Here is a 21,113-nt window from a genome sequence, read left to right on the forward strand (position 1 = left end):
ACATCGCTGGCGCTCGGGTCTACTTCAGGCCCGAGCGCACGAACGCGTTGACGATGTGGCGCTGCAACAGCAGATAGAGTACGAACACCGGCAGGCACGACATACCGGCGAGTGCCATCATCGCACCCCAGTCGGTGCCCTCTGCGGTCATGAAGCTCCGAAGCCCCAGCTGGACAACCGAACTCGTACGCTGCAGGACAACCGCAGGCCAGAAGTACTCGTTCCAGGCGTTGATGAACAGCAGGATCGACAGGGCGGCGAGAGCCGGCCGGAGGTTGGGGACGACGACGGTCCACAAAATGGTCCACGACGTCCGGCCGTCCATGCGGGCCGCGGCGATCAATTCCTTCGGGAACGAATCCATGTGCTGGCGCAACATGAGTACCGCCAGCGCCGAACACAAGGTGGGCATCATGACGCCGACAAGGGTGTTGAGCATGCCGAGCTGTTGGAGCAGAACGTAATTGGGGAGCATGGTCACCTGAAAGGGGACCAGCCAGGTCCCGACGAAGGCAACGAACAGCAGGCGCTTCCCGCGGAACTCGTACATCGAGAACGCGTAGGCGGCCAGCAGGGCGATGAGCAGTTGCGCGATCGTCGACCCGGCGGCGACGGCAAACGTGTTGGCCAGCAGGGTGACCACATGTGTTTGCGCGGCCGCATCGGCGTAGTTCTCCAACGAGAGCGGCCAGGGCACCGGGCGCAGGGAGTACTGGTCCTCGGGGCGGCGCAATGACGTCGCCACGAGCCAATAGATGGGGAATCCGCACACCAGCGCGATACTCGCGAGCACGAGATGTCCGCGCACGCGGGCACCCGTGCCCCGGTCGTGGCGTGGTGTGGTGTGACTACTTGTCGTCATGGAAGGTGACCCGTTCGGAGAGGCGGACGAGGAGGGCGGCGAGGACGCCGAAACACAAGAAGACGACGATTCCGACCGCCGCGCTCATGCCGGCGTCGAAGGTCTGGAAGCCGTACTCCCACAGCAGGTAATAGATGTTGGTGGTGGCTCCCGATGGGCCACCCTGGGTGAGCGTGTCGACCAGTGGGAAGGTCCACTGGGCGCTGAGCAACACGGTCAGCAATGCCAGGAGGACCAGCGACGGCGATAACAGGGGCAGGGTGATCCAGCGATCGATCTGTCCGCGGGTGGCACCGTCGACCCGGGCGGCGTCGTGGTAGTCGGGGTTGATGCCGGAAATGCCGGCCGAGACCACGAGTACCGCGAAACCGAGGACATGCCAACCGGTGATGACGATGATCGCCAGCTGCGCGGTGCGGGTGTCGTTGATCCAGTTCACGTGCAGACCGAGAACGCGATTGATCGCGCCGGACTCGGGCTCGCCCAGCCAGCGCCACACCGCGGCCGAGGCGACCGGCGCGACGAGGAACGGCGCGAAGATGATCGCCTGATAGAACACCCGCATCCGGCCGGTCACGTGACGGGTCGCCAACGCCACGATCACCGGCAGGATGAGTGAGAACGGAAGCAGCCCGACGATGATCTCCACTGTGCGCCAGAGTGAGTCGCCGACCTCCGGCACATCGACGAGGCGTCGGTAGTTCTCGGTGCCCACGGCGACCATCGGGCTGGTGGGCAAGAGATTCCAGGAATAGAAGGACAACTGTACGGCCTGCGCCAGCGGCCGGTAGGTCCAGATCACCAGCAGTGCGAGCGCGGGGGTCAGATACAGATACGGAGTGGCCGAACCGATCACGCGTCGTGCGCGCGCGGACACGCCGGTGCGTCTTCCTGCGGAATCGACGGCGCCAGGAACGGAGTCGGCACCAGGCGCGGGATCGGCGGGCCGGGTGTCGGTGGGTTCTGCGGTGCTCGGCGCGGGCGATGACTCGACGAACACTCTCCTCACACCTCGTGCGCGAGTTCGCGCAGTGTGGCCAGTGTCTGCTCCTCGTCGGTGTCGTAGACAGCAGTGGTCGGCGTCTCCTCGACGGCGGTCGCCACCACCGAGCCGTCGAGTACATCTACCCTGGTGAATCCGTAACCGACCCAGCCGCGGTGCCGACCGAGTGGAGCGAACGGATCGATCCGGTACGACATCGCCGGACCGATCCAGATCGGAACTCCCGCCAGCGCCCCGGTGCCGGTGAGATGTGCGTGGCCGCACAGGATCATTCGAACCTCGCTGCCGGCGATCACCTCGGCGAGATCTTCGGGATCACGCAGGCGCAGCGCGTCGATGGGATCGATCGCCGATCGCAGCGGCGGGTGATGCATCGCGAGCACCGTGGTGCCCGAGCGGCTCGGTGTCGCCAATTGCGCTGCCAACCAGGACAGTTGATCGGTGCCCAGTCCGCCGTCGTGTCGGCCCGGAAGGGTGCTGTCCATCGTGATCACACGCACGTTCGCGAGGTCGTGCACGGTGTCCAACGGGATCTCAGACGGGTCGCAGCCGCTCGTCTCGGGTGCCAGTTCGGTTCGAAAAGCACTGTGTGAGTCGTGGTTCCCCAACGCATAGATGATCTGTGCGTCCAATGTCGCGGCGGCCGGTTCGACGATCTCGCGAAGCCGGCGATAGGCGAGTGGATCGCCGGTGTCGGTGAGGTCGCCGGTCAGCAGGAGCACATCGACAGTGCGTCCGGTCGCGATGATGCGATCGAGGACGGTGCGAAGGTTGTCCGCGGTGTCGACGACATCGCGGACCAGGCAACCCGGTGCGACGATGTGGGTATCGGTGAGGTGGACGATGGTGCAGTCGGGTGTCATCGAAAGCCGTCCTCAGCTCGCCGGGAGAAGGCGCGTCGATTGGTTTTGTGCGTCGGTGAGCACGACACGTGGGTCGGCGCCCTGATACACCGACGACTCGACCGCGGTCATCAGATTGGTCTGAATCTGTTTGTAGCTGTTGCCCGGCATCGACATCCAGGGCTTGATCTTCTCGAGTTGCTCCAGATTCGGGGTCAACAGCGCGCGATTCTTCGAGGCCCAATCGGCGAGGTAGGCAGGATCGTTCACCAGTCCGGTGCGCAACGGAAGGTAGCCGATGCCCTTGGCGATCGTCGTGAACGCCTCATTGCCGGTGAGGTATTCGATCAGTTCCCAGGCAGCGCGCTGTTTGGCCGGGTCCTTCGAGAAGGTGTACAGCGCCACACCCGAATTGGTGGGTACCGGCGTGTGTCCGGCGAAGACCGGCAGGGGGGCGGCGCGTAACTCCCACTTGCCCTTGGCGCCCTTGAGGAAGGTGGCCTGCAGTGAACTGCTCTCCAGGATCATGCCCATGTCGCCGCGCGCGAAGGCCTCGTATCCCTGCTGCTGCGTGTAGACGGGGGTGGCACCGGACTTCACCATGTTCTGCGCCATCGTGGTCACGGTGAGTGCGGCGGGATCGGCGAACGACAACGTCTTGCGGTCGTCGGAGATCACCTGTCCGCCGGCGGAGCGAACGAGGCTCTGGTAGCACCAATCGGTCGCCGACTTCGTCAGGCAGTCGAGGTAGGCGCCACCCTTTCCGGTCTTGGTGGCAATGGCTTTGGCGTCGGCGGCGACCTCGTCCCAGGTGGTGGGCGGCTTGGCCGGGTCGAGCCCGGCGGCTCGGAACAGGTCGGCGTTGTAGTACAGCACCGGTGTGGACATGACGAACGGGATGCCGTAGGTGACCCCGCCGAAGTCGCCCAACGTCCGTACCGCCGATGCATACGGGTACTTGTCGCCCTGGAAGTTGGCCTGCACGGCTGCCTCGCCGAAGAGCGTGGACAACGGCTTCGCGCCGAGCTGATGGATGGTGAAGTCGAAATCGCCGAAGCCGAGTTGGGCGACGTCCGGCGGAGAACCGGCGACGGTCTGACTCTGCACGCTGGACACGGCGTCACCGGCCGGATTCGGGCTGTTGCCCTGCGGCTTCTGCGCCTTGACGGTGATGTTGGGGTGTTGCTTGGTGAAATTGGCGATCAACGTGTTGAACGTGTCGGTCCAGGCGCCGGCCAGACCGTAGTTGTAGCTCTCGAAAACGATGGAGACCTTCTGATCGGGACGGAGCTCGGGGACGGCCGAGGTCGTCGTGTCGTCCGACGAACTGCCCATGCTGCAGGCGGAGGCGAACAGCGTCACCGCCGAGCACACGGCGACGGCGCTCGCCAGATGACGAAGGGGGAGATGGGTTCTCATGACAGTGCTCCTTGGGAGACGAATGGTGTGGCGGGTTCGGTGAGATCGGTTGTCCGGGTGGGCCCAGGGCAGGGGGTGGGGTCCCACTGCAGCCGGCGTCCCGACACCCGGTCGAAGAGGTGTACGTCCTGCGGGGCGATGGCGAGCCGCACGGAGTCGCCTTCCCGGACGCCGCACGGACGCGCGACGCGAGCCTGCAAGGCCGTGGACCCGACGCGCAGGTGTACGACCTCGTCGCTGCCGAGGTTCTCGATCGTTCCGACGCGCGCACCGACCTCGATCGCGTCCGTCGGTCGTGGTGCTGCCGCGGCGATCAGCCGTACGCGTTCGGGTCGGATGCCTGCGGTGACCGGCTGCGCGGAGTAGTCGGTCGGTGCGGGTAATTCGAGCGGAACCGTCAGGCCGCCGGCGGCGACGACGACCCGGCCGTTGCGGCCACCTGCGACGGCGTCGAACAAACACATCGGAGGAGCGCCGAGAAAGGCTGCCACAAACGAGGATTCGGGACGATCGTACAATTCCGTCGGCGTTCCCACCTGTTCGACCCGACCGGCATTGAGCAGCACGATGCGGGTGGCCATGGTCATGGCCTCGACCTGGTCATGGGTGACGTAGAGAAACGTCGCCCCCATGCGGCGATGGAGGTCGATGAGCTCGGCACGGGTGGCCGAGCGCAACTGGGCGTCGAGGTTCGACAGCGGTTCGTCCATCAGGTAGGCGCCCGGCTTCTGCACCATCGCCCGGGCGAGGGCCACCCGTTGGCGCTGGCCGCCGGACAGGTCCGCCGGCCGCCGGTTGAGCAACGGCGTCAGTTGTAGTGACTCGGCGGCGTCGGCGACCTGCGCGGCGATGTCGGAACGTCGAAGTCGCCTGGTACGCAGCGGAAAGCCGATGTTCTTCGCGACGGACAGATGCGGATAGAGCGCGTAACTCTGGAAGACCATCGCGAGGTTGCGCTCGCGCGGCGACGCGACGGTGACATCGCGTCCGTCGATCCGGACCGAACCCGATGTCGGCTCGGAGAGCCCCGCGATCGTCCGGAGCAAGGTGGACTTGCCGCATCCGCTCGGCCCGAGGAAAACGATGAACTCCCCGTCGCCGATCGTCAGATCCACCGATTCGAGGGCCCGCGAATCACCGAATGCCTTTGTCAGGGAATCCAGCTCGATTCGGCTCACTGCTGCTCCGGTCGACGCGTACCGATTGCCGTGTCGAACCACCCGGCAACCTGGGTGGCGAGCGCGGGTGAATCCTTCAGCCAGGCGAAATGGTCGCCGGAGCGGATGGGTGCGCTGCCGGACATGTGCCAGTGGCTCACCGAGGCCGCAGGCATCCGGCGGGCGAGATGGTCGACCGTGCTCTTGGGACCCAGCGGATCACCGGCGAAGGAGATCATCAACACCGGGCGCTGCAAGGTGCGCAACGCGGCGTTGTAGTCGATTTCGGAACCACGGACCCGGTACCGACCGGTCAACGCCTGCATCGACCAGTCGGTCATCACTCCGCCCGCCATGGGTGCCGGTATCGCCACGCCACCGGGCCACCGCTTGGTGGTGCGCGAGACCGCCCCGATCCACTGGGTCTGCCACAGGATCTCGAACCGGCGGCGGCGATCGAATGCCTGCCAGAACACTGTTCCCGTGGCGACCACGGTGACGCTGCCGATCGCATCCGGATGGGCGGCGGCGTACAGCAGCGACAACTGGCCGCCGAGGCTGTGGCCGACGAGGTGGACGACGTCGGTGCCGGTGTGCTCGCGGAGCCGGTCGATGATCGCCGGGAGATCGATCTCCAGCATCTCCCGATACCCGAAGTTCGGTGCGTCGGCCAGTGCGGGCCGGGACTCGCCCTGGGCACGCAGGTCGCACGTCGCGACGGCAAAGCCCTGTGCGGCAATCGCATCGGCAAGTCCGCGGTAGTGCTTGCCCTTCATACCCATCGCCGGGAGCACCAGCACCGTCGGCGCGCCCGGGTCGGGCGACAGGTGCAGCCGGAACGACGTGCCGTCGGTCGTGACGACGTCGAGGACCTCACGGGTTGGTGCCGGTGCGCTGGTCATCGGCTGTCCCCGGGGGAGGTCGCAACGACGTCGCACACGTAGTCGAAGACGAACTTCGCGGTGACGACCCCGGCGTCGTCGAGGACGACCGCCTTGGCGGTGATGTCATGGCGTCCGCCGTCGTCGGCGGTGAGCACCGATCGCAGTTCGCGCTCGTCGATGTGGGCGACCGCGCGGATCGCGCCGAGGGCCGGACGGCGATAGGTGACGGTGGCGGCCCGCAGGACCAGACGTTCGATCGTGTACAGCCGCGGGGCGGCAGCCCCGATGAAGGCCAACGCGCCGGCGATGTCCGCGGCGGTGAACTGGGCCCCCGCATGGACGGTCCCCATGTGATTGGTGACCGACTCACCCGCTGCGATGGTGACCACGGCCTGCTCCGCCGAAATCTCGGTCACGGCGGTACCGACGAGCTCACCGAAGGGGACCAGGGCGGTGGCAACCGAGCGCAGGTACTCGTAATCGGGTGCGGTGAAGTCGAGTTGGGGGAAGGCCGCGGCGAAGTCGGTCAACACGCGTCCTTCCCCGGATTCAGTCGCGGTCTCTGCGGTCACAGCAGTCCTCCTTGGGACGTTTCCGGTCGGGAACACAGATCAGTGTCGGCGGTCGGCCGTCGCCGGCGGGTGATCGATAGAGACTGCCAATCGCGCGAACAAAGGGCAGCGCTCCGTGATGCGGCCGTCTCGAATCCCGGTCACCGTGGTGATGTCGCCAATCGGCGAATGTCGCCGGTCGAGGAGATCCGATGCCCCCGCAATCCACCGCCAACGCAGCCCTGTCCGTGGTGGTCGAGACCCGTCGCCGGCTGACGCCGGACATCGTCGAGCTGGTCCTGACCCCACCCGGCGGATCGGCGCTGCCGACGTGGGCACCGGGCGCCCACATCGACGTCGACGTTCCCGGGATCGGTCCGCGGCAGTACTCCCTGTGCTCGTCGCCCACCGACAGTGACAGATATCGGATCGCGGTACTCCGCGAGATCGACGGTAGGGGCGGCTCGATCACCCTGCACGAGAGCGTCGTCATCGGCGACGAGTTGCGTATCTCGATGCCGCGTAACAACTTCGCGCTCGCCGACGCGGATCGCCACGTCTTCGTGGCCGGCGGCATCGGCATCACCCCGCTGTTGCCGATGATCGCCGATCTCGCCTCACGGGACTCGGAGTGGGAGCTGCATTACGGCGGACGGTCCGAAGAATCGATGGCCTACCTCGACGAACTGAGGGACCACGGGGCCCGGGTGCGCGTTCGTCCACAGGATCGACTGGGGCCGTTGCCGGTTGCCGACATTCTTGCCGATGCGGGTCCGGGTACCCGGGTCTACTGCTGCGGCCCAGCGGGTTTGATCGCAGCGGTCGAGGACCTCGCGGGTCCCGATGTCGCGGTGCACACCGAACGGTTCACCCCGAAGGAGATCGTCGAGGACGACGGCGCCCGGGCCTTCACCGTGTGCCTGGCCAGTTCGGGGCTCACGGTCGACGTCGGCGCCGACCAGAGCATCCTCGATGCGCTGGAGGCGGTGGGGGTGTCGCCGGTGACCTCGTGCCGCGAGGGCACCTGCGCGAGCTGTGAGACCGGGGTACTCGAGGGTGAGATCGTCCATCGGGATTCGGTGCTCACCGCCGCGGAGCGGCAGGCGGGGCGATCCATGATGGTCTGCGTGTCGCGCGCAGCGTCGGAGAGGCTGGTGCTGGATCTATGAGCTTCCTCGGCAAGGCCTATGAACCGTTCGTGCCCTTCGGAGGTTCGAATCCCGACTTCGCCAAGTTGCGGGAGGTGGCCAACGGACTGGCTCCGCACACCGAACACAACGACATCCGCATCATCGACCTCGATGCCGAGCGCGCGGTGGCGCAGATCCCCGATGTGACGCGTCTGCACAACCACGTGGGCACGGTGCACGCCGCCGCGCTGTATCTGGGCGCCGAGTTCTGTGCTGCAGCAGCGTTTGTCGGCACCGCGGCCGCCCACCTGGAGCGGGTCGAGTGGATGGTCGTGCGGGACTGCCGCGCGGTCTACACCCGCCCGGCGACCGGAACCATCACCGCCACCGCCGCGGTCGACCTCCGTGCGGTCCGGGAACTGGCCACCCGTGGCGAACCCGGACGCCTCGACGTCGATGCGAAAGCGGTCCTGCGCGACCCGGGCGGCGCAGTCGTCGGCAAGGTCTATTTCGACTATGTCTGCCAGATTTCCTGAAAACCCATCCACGCAGTGATCAACGAGGTGAAACCGTCATGGTCCACTCCACCGCGTCGTCCGAGAACATCGGCGTCCCGTCCTCGACACCGTCCGAACCGAGGAAGAAGACGATCAGCAACGCCTATATCCATCGGCTGCAGCGCAGGCATTTCCTGCTGTTCGACGTCCTACCGATCATCGGCACCGCCGTCGCGGTAGGCTTGCTCTGGGTGATACCGGTACCGACCTCGGCGTGGGTCTCACTCGGTGTGATGTGGTTGCTGACCGGACTCGGCATCACCGTCGGGTATCACCGTCTGTTCACCCATCGCACCTTCAAGGCCGCGCCGGGAGCGGTTGTCGCGCTGGCGATCGCGGGCTCCATGGCCGGACAGGGGCCGGTGATATCGTGGGTCGCTCTGCACCGGCGACACCACGAGTGCAGCGACCGCGACGGTGATCCGCACTCGCCCAACCTCTCCGGCGACGGATTCCGGGGTGCGCTACGGGGGCTCGTCCATTCGCACTTCCTGTGGATGCGGCGTCACGAGTACCCGAACGTGATGCACTACGCCCCCGACTTGTTGAAGAATCGCGCATTGTTGCGTATTTCCCGCCACTACCACCTGTGGGTGGTGCTCGGTCTGGTCATCCCGGCGGCGATCGTCGGCGTGATGGAATGGAGCCTCACCGGCGTACTGATGGGCTTCCTGTGGGGCGGTCTCGTCCGGATATTCGTCCTCGAGCACATCGTCTGGGCGATCAACTCCTTTCTCCACATGTACGGCACCCGGCCATACGAGTCACGTGAGAACAGCCGCAACGGAGGGGTTTTCGCGCTCGTCACACTCGGTGAAGCCTGGCACAACAACCACCACGCGTTTCCCGACTCCGCATCGTTCGGATTGAACTGGTATCGCGTCGACCCCGGATACTGGCTGATCGTCGTACTGTCCGCGTGCGGTCTGGCCACCGATGTGGGGGTGCCGTCACCGCAGCGGCGTGCCGCCAAACGTATCCGGACGACGCCTGCGGGCGCGGGCGACGTCCGTGGTGGCGACTGATCAACTCTGCACCCTCAGTTCCATTCGTGTCCAGAAGTTTTCGCTCCACGAGCACCTGCGCTCCAAGAGCGCCTGCCCCGTCCCGCACCCTGCGGGCCTGCGCAATCCACTCGAGCCTGCTGAACCCAGGAGGGACCATGAACATGCCCCAGCCCGACGGACCGATCGACACCGCGCCGTCGTCGGAGCCGATCACGCGCGAGAGCATCGTGCGCTGGTGTCGCGAGTACCTCGCAGACCTGCTGGAGACCACGCCGGAATCGGTCGACCCGGATGCCGGATTCGATCGGCTCGGGCTGGATTCGGCACACGCCGTCGCCCTGCTGATCGAGGTGGAAGCGCGCTACGGAGTCGAACTCCCTTCCGAGGCCTTGTTCGACAACCCGACGATCAGCGCGGTGTCGAACCATCTGTTCGAGCACCTCGATGCGGCGGCGGGGCAATGACCGGTGCGGAAATGACCTGTGGGGAAACGACCCTGACGCCCGGCACCGGCGCAGTGACCGGTGAGCGCAGGCGTGGCGAGGCCGCCGAGGCCATCGCATTCCACTACGACGTCGGCAACGACTTCTATCGCCTCTGGCTCGACGCGGATCAGAGTTATTCCTGTGCCATGCCCGAGAGTCCGGGTGACGACCTCGACGCCGCGCAGTCGCGCAAGGTGCGATATCACCTCGACGCGATCGGAATAGGGAACGCGCACCGGATTCTCGACATCGGATGTGGCTGGGGCGCGCTGCTGCGCCAGGCCGTAACGCACCCCGGAGTGACCGAGGCGATCGGACTCACGCTCAGCGTGGAACAGGCCGCCCACATCCGCGCACTCGGCGAACCCCGGATTCGCGCCGAGGTCACCGATTGGGCAGAGTACCGGCCGCCGCATCGTTTCGACGGCATCGTGTCGGTGGGCGCCTTCGAGCACTTCGCGCGGCCCGATGAGAACATCGAGACGCGCCGCGCGGTCTATCGAGCATTCTTCACCCGATGCCGCGACTGGCTCAACGATGACGGCACTCTGTCGCTGCAGACCATCGCGTATGCGAACATGTCTGCGATGCAGGCGAGTTCGTTCATGCAGCGGGAGATCTTCCCGCACGCCGAACTGCCCACCTTCGCCGATATCGCGGTTGCCGCGGACGGCATCTTCGAGATCGATCGCGTGACCAACGGTCGCCTGGACTACGCCTGGACCTGTGCGCAGTGGGCGCGCCGGCTGAGGCAACGACGCGACGAGGCGACCCGCATCGTGGGCGAGGACACGGTCGATCGTTACCTCCGTTACCTGACGATGTCGGCGCTGGGGTTCCGTATGGGGAAGATCTGTCTGCTGCGCTTGGTATTACGGCCGTACCGGCGCAGCTACTTCGTGTCGGAATCCGCACCGCGACATGACCTGGACGTGGACAAGTGACGGCCACGACTCCGCGTTTCAACCCGCTTGCACCGGGATTCCGGATGGACCCCTACCCGCTGTACGCGGCGCTCCGGGAAGCCGAACCGGTACACCGCACCCTCGGGATGTGGGTGTTCACGGCGCACAACGACATCCGTAACCTACTGCGCGACAACGGATTCAGTTCCTCGTTGATTCCCGATGAGGTGGCCGGACGGATCGATCGACTGCCACCGCACGCACGGGCGGACGCCGCTCGGATCGTTGACCTCGGACGGACCTCGTTGGTGTTCACCGACGACCCCGCACACGCGCGGTTGCGCGCGCTGGTCAACCGGGTCTTCACCCGTCAACAAATCGAGGGGTTGCGACCGGTCGTGGCGCAGCGGGTGGACGACATGCTCGATCGCCTCGATATCGGCGTCCAGGCGATGACCTTCGATCTCATCGCGAGTCTCGCGAGCCCGCTGCCGTGTGCGGTTCTCGTCGACTGGATGGCGTTGCCGCCGTCGCTCGCCTCGGTGGCACCGGAGTGGACCCACGAAGTACGCCGGTTACTCGAGCCGGGACGGATGTCGGTCGCCGACCTCACCCGGGTGGGACGCGTCGTCGGTGACTTCGCCTCGGCACTGCGCACGCTGGTCGACGAACGGACCGATCAGCACGGCGACGACCTGATCAGTGAGCTCGCGCGGGTATCGGTGGGCCACGGCGATCGTCTCTCGCAGACCGAGCTCGCCTACATCTGCATCATGTGTTTCGTCGCGGGTACCGAAACCACAACCGCCCTGCTGGGCAACGCCGTCGCCGCGCTGCTCACGCATCCGAAGCAGTCGGCCAAGCTCGCCGCAGCACCCGAGCGTGCCGGAGATGCCATTCGCGAGACGCTGCGCTACGACAGCCCGTTGCAGATGACCAAGCGGGTCGCACGCGCCGAGAGCCGATACGGCGGACAGGTCATCGGATGTGGAGACCAGGTGTTGTTGTGCCTCGGTGCAGGTAACCGGGACCCGGAGGTCTTCGACGCCCCGAACGAGTTCAGTATCGACCGCGGAGCCGATATGCGCTCGGCTGCCTCACATCTGGGGTTCGGACACGGAATGCACGGTTGTCTCGGCGCAGCTCTCGCCCAACTGATCGCCCAGACGGCACTGGAGCGTGTGTGGCGGCGCTTGGAGCTGACGCCGACGGGCATCGCGCCGACCTGGCAGACCGAGAGCTTCATCATTCGCGGACCGAGCGCGTTACCCGTGAGGGGAAGATCACGATGATGTCCACCATCTCGCATCACATCGAAGAGCCGCCCGGACTCTGGCTGCGGCCGATGCCGGACACGCACCGCGTGAGCCGTGGGCGCGCCCACACCAGAGTGGTGATGGTGCCCCACGCCGGCGCGGGCGTGTCGACGTTCACCCGTTGGGGCGCTTGCTTCCCCGCCGGTCTCGAGGTGTTGCGAGTGCAGTTGCCGGGGCGGGAGGATGTGCGTCATGCGGCCCGGGCGACCTCGGTATTCGCCGCAGCCGCCACCCTGGCCGGCCAGCTGTTGGCGTTGCCCGAGATGCCGACGGTGGTGTACGGGCATTCCATGGGTGCGGTCATCGCCTTCGAGCTCACCCGGTGCCTCCTCGCTGCCGGTCGGTCGCCGATCCATCTGTGCGTCTCGGGGCGGCGCGCTCCTCACCTCCCCGCCAGCCGCCCGCCGCTGCACGAACGCGACGACGAGGAACTCCTCGCCGGGCTCGCCGAATTGTCCGACACCTGGCACCTACTGGCACGAACGCCGGAATTCCTCAGCGACGCCTTGGATCTGGTGCGATATGACCTGGCGATGGTGGAGCAGTACCGATACGTCGCCGGACCGATCCTCGAGGACGGTGGGGTGGTACCCCTCCCGGTACCGATCACGGTGTGCCACGGCAACCGTGATCCGCTCGTCGATGCCGACGAGGCGTGGTCGTGGTCGGCACATACCGCATCGGGTTTTGCCGGGCACACGTTCGCCGGTGACCACTTCTTCCCGCAGCAACACCGGGACCGTTTGACCGCACTGTTCGTGTCGCCGCCATCGACTGCGGAGCCGGCGGGGTCATGATCGGCCACGACGATCCCGAACGTCGGGGCGCGTTCCTGCCCGACGTGCTCATGACCCGCGCGCGGACGGCGCCGGACCGGGTTGTCTATGTGTTCGTCGACGAGTCCGGTACGGAGGTCGATCAACTCGACCACGCAACCCTGCACCGCCGTGCCGTCCGGATCGCGGAACGATTGCGGCGGCAATGTGTGCCCGGCGACCGAGCCCTACTGGCGTTCCTTCCTGGCCTCGACTTCATCGCCGCCTTCTTCGGGTGCATGTATGCGCGTGTCGTCGCGGTACCGGTGGCGCCGCCGCTGCCGACCCCGACCGCAGGGCCGAGCGCGATCCGGAATGTGGTCGCCGACGCCCAACCCGCAATAGTGTTGACCGATAGAGTATCCGACGAATTCTTTGGCGCCACGTTGAGGACGTTGTGTCCGGTACCGCCCATCTGTGTCGATGACCTGACCGACAGCGACCTGACCGACAGCGATCTGACCGACAGCGATCTGACCGACAACGATCTGACCGACAACGGGGTGGTCGATGACAGGGTGGTCGATGACGTACCCGCCGATGAACGATCGGCCATCCCATATGACTCCACGCACGTCGCGGATCCGGTGGACGCCGACGACCTCGCACTCCTGCAGTACACCTCGGGCTCAACCGGTGCGCCCAAGGGAGTGATGGTGACACATGGCAACCTGCGCGCCAACCAAGAGATGATCCGGGATGCCTTTGGTCATGACGAGACATCGGTGGTCGTTGGTTGGGCCCCCTTCTTCCATGATCAGGGCTTGATAGGAAATGTGTTGCAGCCGCTGTATGTCGGCGCCCGAGCGGTTCTGATGTCGCCCATGACCTTCATCCGTCGGCCACTGCTGTGGCCGACGCTGATCTCGCGGTATCGGGCCACCACCAGCGGAGGGCCGGACTTCGCCTACGCGGCCTGCGTGGCGCATGCCCGTCGCACCGGATTACCGGCCGATCTCGACCTGACGAGCTGGACCGTCGCCTTCAATGGCGCCGAGCCGATCCGCTCCGACACGATCCGCAGCTTCGCGGCGGAGTTCGCGCCCCACGGATTCGACGCTCGCGCACTGTATCCGTGTTACGGACTCGCCGAGTCGACCCTGTTGGTCACGGCGTCCCGCCCGGGTCGTGGGCCGCGCACGCTGCGAGCGTCCGCAGCGGACCTACAACATCGACGTTACCGTCCGGATACGGCCGGGACCGAAGTGGTGGGGTCCGGAACAGCGGTGCGGGACAGCGTGATCCGCATCGTCGACCCGGACAGGCGCGTCGGCCTCCCCGACGGCGTCGTCGGGGAGATATGGGTCTCCGGTGAGCATGTGAGCGCGGGTTATTGGCACAATCGCCCCGCAACCGACGCGTTGTTCGGGGTGATCGTCGGTGGCGGTGATCCCATGCTGCGCACCGGTGACCTCGGGTTCGTCGTCGCCGGCGAACTGTACGTGGTGGGACGCATCAAGGACATGATCGTCATCCGCGGTCGCAACTTCTATCCCACCGACATCGAAAGAGCGACTGTGGGAGCACATTCGGCGCTCCGTCCGGGCGGCTGCGCGGCGTTCGGGTGGGCCGAGGAGTCATCGGGTGGTGACACTCCTGCCGAAGAAGTGGTCGTGGTCGCCGAGATCCGGGCCACGCACCGAGACCTCGATGCGGCGGAGGTGCGTACGGCGATCCGTGCGGCGATCCGGGCCGACCTCGGGATCACTGTGCTCCGTATCGGACTCATCGCCGCCGGCGAGTTGCCCAAGACGACCAGCGGAAAGGTGCGGCGCCGAGCGGCACGTGCCCTCTACGACAATGACGGGTTCACGCCCGTCGGAACGGAGTATCGATGACCACCACCAAGACGTCCGACTCGCCGGATCCCGCCGCCGCCGAGGCCATCAGAGCCGTCCTGGACGCGATGCCCGCGGCACGTGCGCTGGGCTTCGCGATCGAGTCACTCGGAACCGGCGCCGCCACGCTTCGACTGGCGGTTCGCCCCGATCACACCCAGCACACCGGACACGTTCAGGCGGGCGTTCTCGGCGCTCTCGCCGATTACGCAGCAGGCGCGGCGGTGGCGACGTTGCTGCCGGCGGGCTGGGCGAACGTCACGCTCGACTACACCATCAAGATCGTGGCGCCCGCCCCCGGCCCGCAACTGAGCGCGCAGGGAACCGCGGTGTCGGCGGGTCGAACCATCTCCGTCGGTCGCGCCGACATCTTCGATGAGGACGGAAATCTCTGTGCGACTGCGTTGTCGACGTTTCGTAACGTTCGGTTGGTGCGGTGAACACGCGCATCGATGCCGGCGGGATGGATCTGTTCGACCCGGCGTTTGCGGTCGATCCACATGCCGCGTATCGGAGGTTGCAGGCCACCGCTCCGGTTGTCGTTCACCCGCAGGGATTTTGGCTGCTGACCCGCTACGCCGATGTCGCGGCGCTACAGCGGTCCGGACACTCCGTGCAAGAGAGCGCACTTCGGCATATTCCCGATTTCAAGAGTGACAGCACCCGACTGGGCGATGAGAACCGCATGATGCGTGGATTGTCGTTGCTCGATCGCGACCCGCCGGACCATTCCCGGCTTCGGCGGCTGGTCGGTACGCCGTTCACCCGATCAGGTGTCGCCGCACGTATGGACCGGATCAGCCGACTCGCCGATCGCGCGCTCGACCGGGTGGCCGCTGCGGGCACCATCGATCTGATGCAGGAAGTCGCGTTCACCATGCCGTACGAGGTGATCTCGGAGATCCTCGGGGTGTCCGGGGTCGACACCGAACGGTTCCGCGAACACATCGGTACTCTCGTGCTCGGACTCGAACCACTTGCCGAGCCGGCCACCCAGGCCCGTATTCGAGCGGCCAACGACGAGTTGACGATGATGACCCGTGATCTGGTGCGGCACAAGCACTCCGATCCCGGCGATGATCTGTTGACCGCCCTGATCGCGGCGGAAAGTGCGGGTGAACTCACTGGTGACGAGTTGGTCGCCCAGGTGATGTTCGTCCTGATTGCCGGTCATGAGACTACGGTCAACCTCATCGGCTCCGCGGTGGCGACACTTCTCGCGCATCCGGACAGTATTGCGATGGTGCGGCAGCGACCCGATCTCGTGACCAATGTGGTCGAAGAGGTTCTGCGGTTCGAGCCGTCGGTGCACCTGATGCGACGGGTCACGACCGCGCCCCTCGACGTCGAAGGAGTGCGAATCCCTCTGGGCTCTTTCGTGATCGGCGTCATCGCCGCGGCCAACCGGGACCCCGCCTTCTGGGGTGGGGATGCCGCGACGTTTCGTCCTGATCGGCCGCTGGCGCACCGTCATCTCTCGTTCGGTGCGGGGATTCACCATTGTCTGGGTGCGGCGCTGGCGCGGGCCGAAACCGCGACGTTTCTTTCCGGATTCATCGAGCGGTTCCCCCGCGCACGGCTGGATTCGTTGTCCTGGAACGGGCGACGCAACATCCGCGGTCCGGAATCGGTTGTGGTGAGCGTCAGTTGACCGAACCGAGGTGGTCGGCCAAGAGCGCCGACACGGTGTCCGGTTGCTCGAGAACGCTGCTGTGGCCACACCCCGGTAACAGGTGCAGTGTGGCTCCCGGAATGGCCGCGGCGACCCGGGAGGCCTCCACCGGAGGTGTTGCCACGTCGTTCTCGGCGCCGATGACCAGGGTCGGGGTGGTGATCAGCGGCAGTTGGGAGGCCACGGCATCGCGTGCCACGACACCCGCCACGACGCGTCGCAGGGTGGCCCGGCGGGCCGTGGACTGTTGGGTGGTCGCGAGTCGGGCGAACCATTCGTCACCGATGCGCTTGCCACGCGCGGTGTCGACGAACCCACGACCGAAGAGCTTGGACTCCAGCAGGTGTCGAAGTGGCCGAACACCGGTCACCTGTTGCATCCAGGCCATGGCGGTGTAGTCGATGACGGATCGGGCTGATTCGTTGCGCGCCATGGTGTTGAGGAGGGTCAGCGAGCGGAGCAGTTCGGGATGACGCAGGGCGAGCCGCATCCCGACGTACCCACCCATCGACAGTCCGACGTAGTGCACGGGACCCGTTGCCAGGTGCTCGATCACCCCGAGCGTGTCGTCGGTGAGCGTATCCATGTCATAGGCGGAATGGTGGCTCACGCTGGCACCCTGGCCGCGCCAGTCCGCGCGGATGCAGCGGAACCGGCCGCGCAGTGCGGCCACCTGATCGTCGAACATGGTGCCGTCGAACAACAGCCCGTGACCGAAGAGGATCGTCTCCGTAGGGTCCGCGGCCCGCGGTACGCCGGAGTCCCGATAGGTGATGGCCGCGTTCGGCATGTCGATGGTGTGCACGGTGTCCACCGGGAGAGTATCGCGTGTCGAGGAGACGGCGTGCCGCATCGATCGGCGTCGTGAACGCCCCGATCGATCCGGGCTATTGCCGGAATACCGGGTGACTCCATCGAGCCCGTCCCGGATGGGTGGTTGCGTACCGCGCGCGGTCAGAGTTGGCCGTTGACACCGGACTTCGGTCTCGACCGGATGGCGGTGGCGTTAGGGTGGGGTGTGGATTTCACCGCCGACGTCGCACCCGATCTCCGGGCAGATCTGATCGCCGCACTGGAGGCGGCGGTCACCCCAGGTGCGGTGGTGCGCGATCCGGATGTGATGGCCAGCTACGCCCACGACGACGCGGAGTGGGCGCCGCACCAGATGCCGATCGCTGTGGTGCGTGCGCGTACGCCCGAGGATGTAATCGAGGTGGTGCGCGCGTGTCGTGCCCGCCAGGTCGCGGTGATCCCCCGCGGAGCCGGGACGGGCCTGTCCGGCGGTGCCAACGCATGGGCCGGCAGCGTCGTCCTCTCCTGTGCGGCGATGACCGAGATCTTCTCAGTCGATCCGCTCGAACGCATCGCGGTCGTGGCGCCCGGGGTCGTCAACGACCATCTGCGAGCAGCCTGCGCGGAGGTGGGTTTGTGGTACCCGCCCGACCCGGCGAGTTCGCCGTGGTCGACCATCGGCGGCAACGTGGCGACCAACGCCGGCGGTGTGTGTTGTGTGAAGTACGGGGTGACACGCGATTACGTGCTCGCGGTGCAGGTGGTCACCGGTACCGGCGAACTGGTGCGGCTCGGGCACCCGACGGCCAAGGGGGTCGTCGGGTACGACCTGGCAGGAGTGATGGTCGGCTCGGAGGGGACGTTGGGGATCGTCACCGAGATCACGGTGAAACTGCGCCCCCTGCAACCACCGTCGCGAACCATCGCGGGCTATTTCGACTCGTTGATCGACGCCGGACGGGCGGTGTCTGCTGTCGGGGCGAGTGGATTGACCCCCGCCGCACTGGAACTCGTCGATCGGCAGTGTCTGCTCGCGGTGGATGCGTGGAAGAACATGGGGCTCGCGGTGGACGCGAACGTCGTGCTGCTCGGCCGGATCGACACGCCCGGAATCGAGGGTGAGCGTGAATCCGAGCGCTTGCGTGAGTGTTTCGACGCCGCGGGCGCCACGTGGTCGGCGGTGTCCGCCGACGAGCAGGAGGCGCAGGCGCTGTTCGCGGCGCGACGCCTGGCCTATCCGGCGTTGGAGCGACTCGGTCCCGTACTCACCGAGGACGTCTGCGTCCCCAAGAAGCATGTGCCGGCGATGCTGGCGCGCATCGAGGAGATCGGCATCCGCCACGACATCGTCATCGCCAACAACGCCCACGCCGGTGACGGCAATCTTCATCCACTGCTGATCGCCGACGAGGGAGACGCCGTCGCGCGTGGCCGGGCGCAGCTCGCCTTCGGTGAGATCATCGATGCCGCACTGGAACTCGGGGGCACGGTCACCGGCGAGCACGGCGTCGGTGTGCTCAAAGCCCTCGACCCCGACGGAATCCTCAATCCCGGCAAGGCATTCTGAGCTCGCTCGACGGGCTCAGGCGAGCCCGTCGCCGGCCAGGAACGTCAGGTAACTCGGGTGCTCCGGGTCGAGAACGAGACGTTGCTTGCGTCCGCGGGCCTTGATCAGGTCGGGGACCACCGTGAGGTAGCGGGGGAAACTCGCGGCGTAGACGTCCACCCGCAACCGGTGACCTGGTTCGAGCACGGCGTCGGTGGGCACGAGATCGACGTCGATGCGGACCGGCTCGTCGGCGGGGACCGGCAGTTTGCGCTTGCGGGAGAGGTAGTGATGGGCACCGAGGAGATGCCCGTCGGCGGTGAATGTCGACATCGACCGGTCGAGGGCGCGATTGGTCGCCGAGAGCGCGCCGTTGGTGAGAACGGTCGAGGTGCCATCGGGCGCAACATCATTGACGGTCACCGCCCAGATACCCTCGTGTGCGGTGGTCGCCACGTTGAGGCGGAGGTTCATCGCTCCGCTGAGGTGGGTCGCCTCGGTGACCGGGGCGCTGGTGAACGACAATCCACCGCGCTCCTGAAAGCGTGCGTCGGTGGTGAATCGATTGCCGAGAACCATCGACGCACCCGCGGTCACCTGCGTCATGTCCCGGGACACCATGCCACGCAGGTCGGGCCGGATGTGCAGTGACGAAACACCTTGTGCCGGAGCTATGCTCAGCGATCCGTCGTGCACGGCGTGTTCCGCGGTCGTCGACGGCTCCTCGGTGAGATAGAGCCGCCGGGGTCGCACGCCCGGTCGCGGGAACGCCGCGCCGGACGTCCACGATCCGCCCTGTTGCATCATCGTGACCGGCCCGTAGTGGTCGATACCGTTGCGGTGGCCCTTGAGCCAGCGATCGAACCAGGCGCGCTCGAGGACATCGAGACGCGGAGGGGCGGAGCTGGATCCATGGCCGGTGCCCACGTCGAAGTGATACCCGTCGCCGACGAGCATCTGCTTGCGGCCGGGCTCGAGACGGAGCCGCTCGTAGATGCCGGTGGCGCTACGCCCGAAGAGATCGTGCCACCCGCCGACGGTGAAGGTGGGCGCGGTGATCCGGTCGATCTGCGGATCCCGCTCGTCGAAGTAGGGGTCGTCGAAGATCCGGTCGTCGCGGGCGGTGAGGAAACCCCACAGCAACGACGGGATCTCGGTCGCCGGGGAGGCCACGCGATCGCGCAGCCAACGCAGAGTGTCGCCGCGCATCACATCGCGCAGGTACGTCGACGGATTGGGGACCCACTTGAGCACGTTGACCACCGACAGCCACATCGGGATGAACGCCGACGGCATGCCGCCGGTGATGTAGACGTCGCGAACGATGTCGTCGCATCCCTCGACCGCGAAGACCGCGCCGAGTTCGGCCGGCCGTTTGTCGGCGGCCTGCAGCGAATTGATCGCCGAGTATGACCAGCCGGCGAGTCCGACCTTGCCGTCGCACCACTCTTGTTCGGCGGCCCAGGAGATGACCTCCACCGAGTCCTGTTGCTCGCGCGCGCCGAGGATCTGCCATTTGCCGCCGCTGGCCCCGGTACCCCGGACGTCGACGATGACCTGGACGTAACCGCTGCGGACCAGGGTGCGGTTGATGCCGAAGACGTCGAGGATTCCGCCGGAGAGCGTGCCGGTCAGGCGGGTGAGCCCGCCGAGTGCGGTGCCCGTCGCATCGATCGACGACGACGCGACCCGCAACGCCCGCCCGAGGACCGGTGCGTGGGTGGTGGTGTCGATGAAGTCGACGGCCGCCCGGTTGTAGGGGTTGATGTTGACGATCGCGGGATAGGGGGTGAGCACGGTCTGGCCGAAGCGGTTGGCGGGGCGGACCACCGTGGCGCGCAAGGTGACACCGTCGCTCATGGTGATCTTGACGTCCCGATCGACGACCACGCGGGGATAGAGCTGGGCGCCGTCGACTGCTTCGCGCCACCGGATGCCGTCGGCGCCGCCGGTTGGATCACCGAGGGGGAGGGTGCCGAAGTGGGGAATGGCGCGTCCGCCGTCGGGCCGCGTCGGGGCCACCTGGGGTCGTGACATCCCGGGAGTGCCCGGGTCCAACTGGTACGTCATGGTGCCTCACCCTGCCTGGGGTGTGACCGGACGCCGGACCCACCGGCGTCACCCACACCCCGTCGTGTGCTCGGGCCGTGAGTGAAACCCCGCTTATACTTTGTGGGCCACATCACTCCCGATCGCCGACTGTAGTGCATCGCCGATCTCGGAATCGCATCGAGGTGGGGTCCATTTGGGTCACGACAGTGAATTGGCAGTTCAAAGCCGTGTGTGACCTGGAAAACCCTCCGTTCGGTCAGGTGGCCCGGGCGGCGCCGGG

General features: G+C 66.5%; 20 protein-coding genes. 11 read left to right on the forward strand and 9 right to left on the reverse strand.

Translation table 11 applies throughout. From position 1 onward, the window contains the following. Positions 1-19: 19 nt before the first annotated feature. The 7 genes from QNM97_RS03880 to QNM97_RS03910 all read right to left on the reverse strand — a co-directional run bounded on the left by QNM97_RS03880 (position 20) and on the right by QNM97_RS03910 (position 6,739). Positions 20-862 carry a carbohydrate ABC transporter permease gene (locus QNM97_RS03880; protein WP_283821668.1) on the reverse strand — a complete coding sequence of 281 codons (843 nt, stop codon included), beginning with the start codon at positions 860-862 and terminating at the stop codon, positions 20-22. Next, positions 849-1,739: a carbohydrate ABC transporter permease gene (locus tag QNM97_RS03885; protein ID WP_283821669.1), complete on the reverse strand. Its 891-nt coding sequence runs from the start codon at positions 1,737-1,739 to the stop codon at positions 849-851. The genes QNM97_RS03880 and QNM97_RS03885 overlap by 14 nt, the downstream gene beginning before the upstream one ends. A 128-nt stretch (positions 1,740-1,867) precedes the next feature. Continuing rightward, positions 1,868-2,728 carry a metallophosphoesterase gene (locus QNM97_RS03890; RefSeq protein WP_283821670.1) on the reverse strand — a complete coding sequence of 287 codons (861 nt, stop codon included), beginning with the start codon at positions 2,726-2,728 and terminating at the stop codon, positions 1,868-1,870. A gap of 12 nt (positions 2,729-2,740) precedes the next feature. Next, the gene (locus tag QNM97_RS03895) at positions 2,741-4,126 is read right to left on the reverse strand and encodes an ABC transporter substrate-binding protein (protein ID WP_283821671.1); all 1,386 of its coding nucleotides are present in this window, start codon (positions 4,124-4,126) and stop codon (positions 2,741-2,743) included. Continuing rightward, positions 4,123-5,304, reverse strand: coding sequence for an ABC transporter ATP-binding protein (locus QNM97_RS03900; RefSeq protein ID WP_283821672.1), 1,182 nt, complete (start codon positions 5,302-5,304; stop codon positions 4,123-4,125). Before QNM97_RS03900 ends, QNM97_RS03895 begins: the two co-directional genes overlap by 4 nt. Further along, a complete protein-coding gene (locus QNM97_RS03905) occupies positions 5,301-6,185 on the reverse strand; it encodes an alpha/beta hydrolase family protein (protein ID WP_283821673.1) in 885 nt (294 codons plus the stop codon). The genes QNM97_RS03900 and QNM97_RS03905 overlap by 4 nt, the downstream gene beginning before the upstream one ends. Continuing rightward, complete coding sequence (locus QNM97_RS03910) at positions 6,182-6,739, reverse strand: YiiD C-terminal domain-containing protein (RefSeq protein WP_283821674.1); 558 nt, start codon at positions 6,737-6,739, stop codon at positions 6,182-6,184. Before QNM97_RS03910 ends, QNM97_RS03905 begins: the two co-directional genes overlap by 4 nt. Before the next feature lie 191 nt (positions 6,740-6,930). Between QNM97_RS03910 and QNM97_RS03915 the strand changes: the two genes are divergently transcribed. The 10 genes from QNM97_RS03915 to QNM97_RS03960 all read left to right on the forward strand — a co-directional run bounded on the left by QNM97_RS03915 (position 6,931) and on the right by QNM97_RS03960 (position 16,422). Beyond that, on the forward strand, positions 6,931-7,887 hold the full coding sequence (locus tag QNM97_RS03915) for a PDR/VanB family oxidoreductase (protein WP_283821675.1): 957 nt from the start codon (positions 6,931-6,933) through the stop codon (positions 7,885-7,887). After that, the gene (locus QNM97_RS03920; protein WP_283821676.1) at positions 7,884-8,384 is read left to right on the forward strand and encodes a DUF4442 domain-containing protein; all 501 of its coding nucleotides are present in this window, start codon (positions 7,884-7,886) and stop codon (positions 8,382-8,384) included. The genes QNM97_RS03915 and QNM97_RS03920 overlap by 4 nt, the downstream gene beginning before the upstream one ends. Before the next feature lie 38 nt (positions 8,385-8,422). Further along, complete coding sequence (locus QNM97_RS03925; RefSeq protein ID WP_283821677.1) at positions 8,423-9,430, forward strand: acyl-CoA desaturase; 1,008 nt, start codon at positions 8,423-8,425, stop codon at positions 9,428-9,430. A gap of 137 nt (positions 9,431-9,567) precedes the next feature. Further along, positions 9,568-9,876, forward strand: a complete 309-nt coding sequence (locus QNM97_RS03930; RefSeq protein WP_014361126.1) for an acyl carrier protein — start codon at positions 9,568-9,570, stop codon at positions 9,874-9,876. Next, positions 9,873-10,841: a class I SAM-dependent methyltransferase gene (locus QNM97_RS03935; protein WP_349632347.1), complete on the forward strand. Its 969-nt coding sequence runs from the start codon at positions 9,873-9,875 to the stop codon at positions 10,839-10,841. Before QNM97_RS03930 ends, QNM97_RS03935 begins: the two co-directional genes overlap by 4 nt. Next, positions 10,838-12,094, forward strand: a complete 1,257-nt coding sequence (locus tag QNM97_RS03940) for a cytochrome P450 (RefSeq protein WP_283821680.1) — start codon at positions 10,838-10,840, stop codon at positions 12,092-12,094. The genes QNM97_RS03935 and QNM97_RS03940 overlap by 4 nt, the downstream gene beginning before the upstream one ends. Beyond that, the gene (locus QNM97_RS03945) at positions 12,094-12,915 is read left to right on the forward strand and encodes a thioesterase II family protein (protein ID WP_283821681.1); all 822 of its coding nucleotides are present in this window, start codon (positions 12,094-12,096) and stop codon (positions 12,913-12,915) included. The genes QNM97_RS03940 and QNM97_RS03945 overlap by 1 nt, the downstream gene beginning before the upstream one ends. Continuing rightward, positions 12,912-14,771 (forward strand): fatty acyl-AMP ligase, encoded by a 1,860-nt coding sequence (locus tag QNM97_RS03950; protein ID WP_283821682.1) that lies wholly within the window; start codon positions 12,912-12,914, stop codon positions 14,769-14,771. The genes QNM97_RS03945 and QNM97_RS03950 overlap by 4 nt, the downstream gene beginning before the upstream one ends. After that, a complete protein-coding gene (locus tag QNM97_RS03955) occupies positions 14,768-15,211 on the forward strand; it encodes a PaaI family thioesterase (protein WP_283821683.1) in 444 nt (147 codons plus the stop codon). The genes QNM97_RS03950 and QNM97_RS03955 overlap by 4 nt, the downstream gene beginning before the upstream one ends. Next, the gene (locus QNM97_RS03960; protein ID WP_283821684.1) at positions 15,208-16,422 is read left to right on the forward strand and encodes a cytochrome P450; all 1,215 of its coding nucleotides are present in this window, start codon (positions 15,208-15,210) and stop codon (positions 16,420-16,422) included. Before QNM97_RS03955 ends, QNM97_RS03960 begins: the two co-directional genes overlap by 4 nt. Here QNM97_RS03960 and QNM97_RS03965 read toward each other — a convergent pair. Then, positions 16,415-17,257 (reverse strand): alpha/beta fold hydrolase, encoded by an 843-nt coding sequence (locus tag QNM97_RS03965; RefSeq protein WP_283821685.1) that lies wholly within the window; start codon positions 17,255-17,257, stop codon positions 16,415-16,417. The two genes, QNM97_RS03960 and QNM97_RS03965, sit on opposite strands and share 8 nt — an antisense overlap. Before the next feature lie 204 nt (positions 17,258-17,461). On the opposite strand from QNM97_RS03965, the gene QNM97_RS03970 reads away from it, so the two are divergent. Next, complete coding sequence (locus tag QNM97_RS03970; protein ID WP_283823092.1) at positions 17,462-18,802, forward strand: FAD-binding oxidoreductase; 1,341 nt, start codon at positions 17,462-17,464, stop codon at positions 18,800-18,802. 15 nt (positions 18,803-18,817) lie between these two features. Here QNM97_RS03970 and QNM97_RS03975 read toward each other — a convergent pair whose 3' ends face one another. Continuing rightward, positions 18,818-20,851, reverse strand: coding sequence for a CocE/NonD family hydrolase (locus QNM97_RS03975; RefSeq protein WP_283821686.1), 2,034 nt, complete (start codon positions 20,849-20,851; stop codon positions 18,818-18,820). Positions 20,852-21,113: the final 262 nt, after the last annotated feature.

The sequence above is a fragment of the Gordonia sp. L191 genome, from assembly GCF_030077625.1.
Classification (GTDB): Bacteria; Actinomycetota; Actinomycetes; order Mycobacteriales; family Mycobacteriaceae; genus Gordonia; species Gordonia polyisoprenivorans_A.

Bases quoted from the DNA above. Each gene is read 5' to 3' on its own strand.
- QNM97_RS03880 (WP_283821668.1), bottom strand. From the start codon at position 862: ATGACGACAAGTAGTCACACCACACCACGCCACGACCGGGGCACGGGT.
- QNM97_RS03890 (WP_283821670.1), bottom strand. From the start codon at position 2,728: ATGACACCCGACTGCACCATCGTCCACCTCACCGATACCCACATCGTC.
- QNM97_RS03895 (WP_283821671.1), bottom strand. From the start codon at position 4,126: ATGAGAACCCATCTCCCCCTTCGTCATCTGGCGAGCGCCGTCGCCGTG.
- QNM97_RS03905 (WP_283821673.1), bottom strand. From the start codon at position 6,185: ATGACCAGCGCACCGGCACCAACCCGTGAGGTCCTCGACGTCGTCACG.
- QNM97_RS03915 (WP_283821675.1), top strand. From the start codon at position 6,931: ATGCCCCCGCAATCCACCGCCAACGCAGCCCTGTCCGTGGTGGTCGAG.
- QNM97_RS03920 (WP_283821676.1), top strand. From the start codon at position 7,884: ATGAGCTTCCTCGGCAAGGCCTATGAACCGTTCGTGCCCTTCGGAGGT.
- QNM97_RS03925 (WP_283821677.1), top strand. From the start codon at position 8,423: ATGGTCCACTCCACCGCGTCGTCCGAGAACATCGGCGTCCCGTCCTCG.
- QNM97_RS03930 (WP_014361126.1), top strand. From the start codon at position 9,568: ATGAACATGCCCCAGCCCGACGGACCGATCGACACCGCGCCGTCGTCG.
- QNM97_RS03935 (WP_349632347.1), top strand. From the start codon at position 9,873: ATGACCGGTGCGGAAATGACCTGTGGGGAAACGACCCTGACGCCCGGC.
- QNM97_RS03945 (WP_283821681.1), top strand. From the start codon at position 12,094: ATGTCCACCATCTCGCATCACATCGAAGAGCCGCCCGGACTCTGGCTG.
- QNM97_RS03950 (WP_283821682.1), top strand. From the start codon at position 12,912: ATGATCGGCCACGACGATCCCGAACGTCGGGGCGCGTTCCTGCCCGAC.
- QNM97_RS03955 (WP_283821683.1), top strand. From the start codon at position 14,768: ATGACCACCACCAAGACGTCCGACTCGCCGGATCCCGCCGCCGCCGAG.
- QNM97_RS03975 (WP_283821686.1), bottom strand. From the start codon at position 20,851: ATGACGTACCAGTTGGACCCGGGCACTCCCGGGATGTCACGACCCCAG.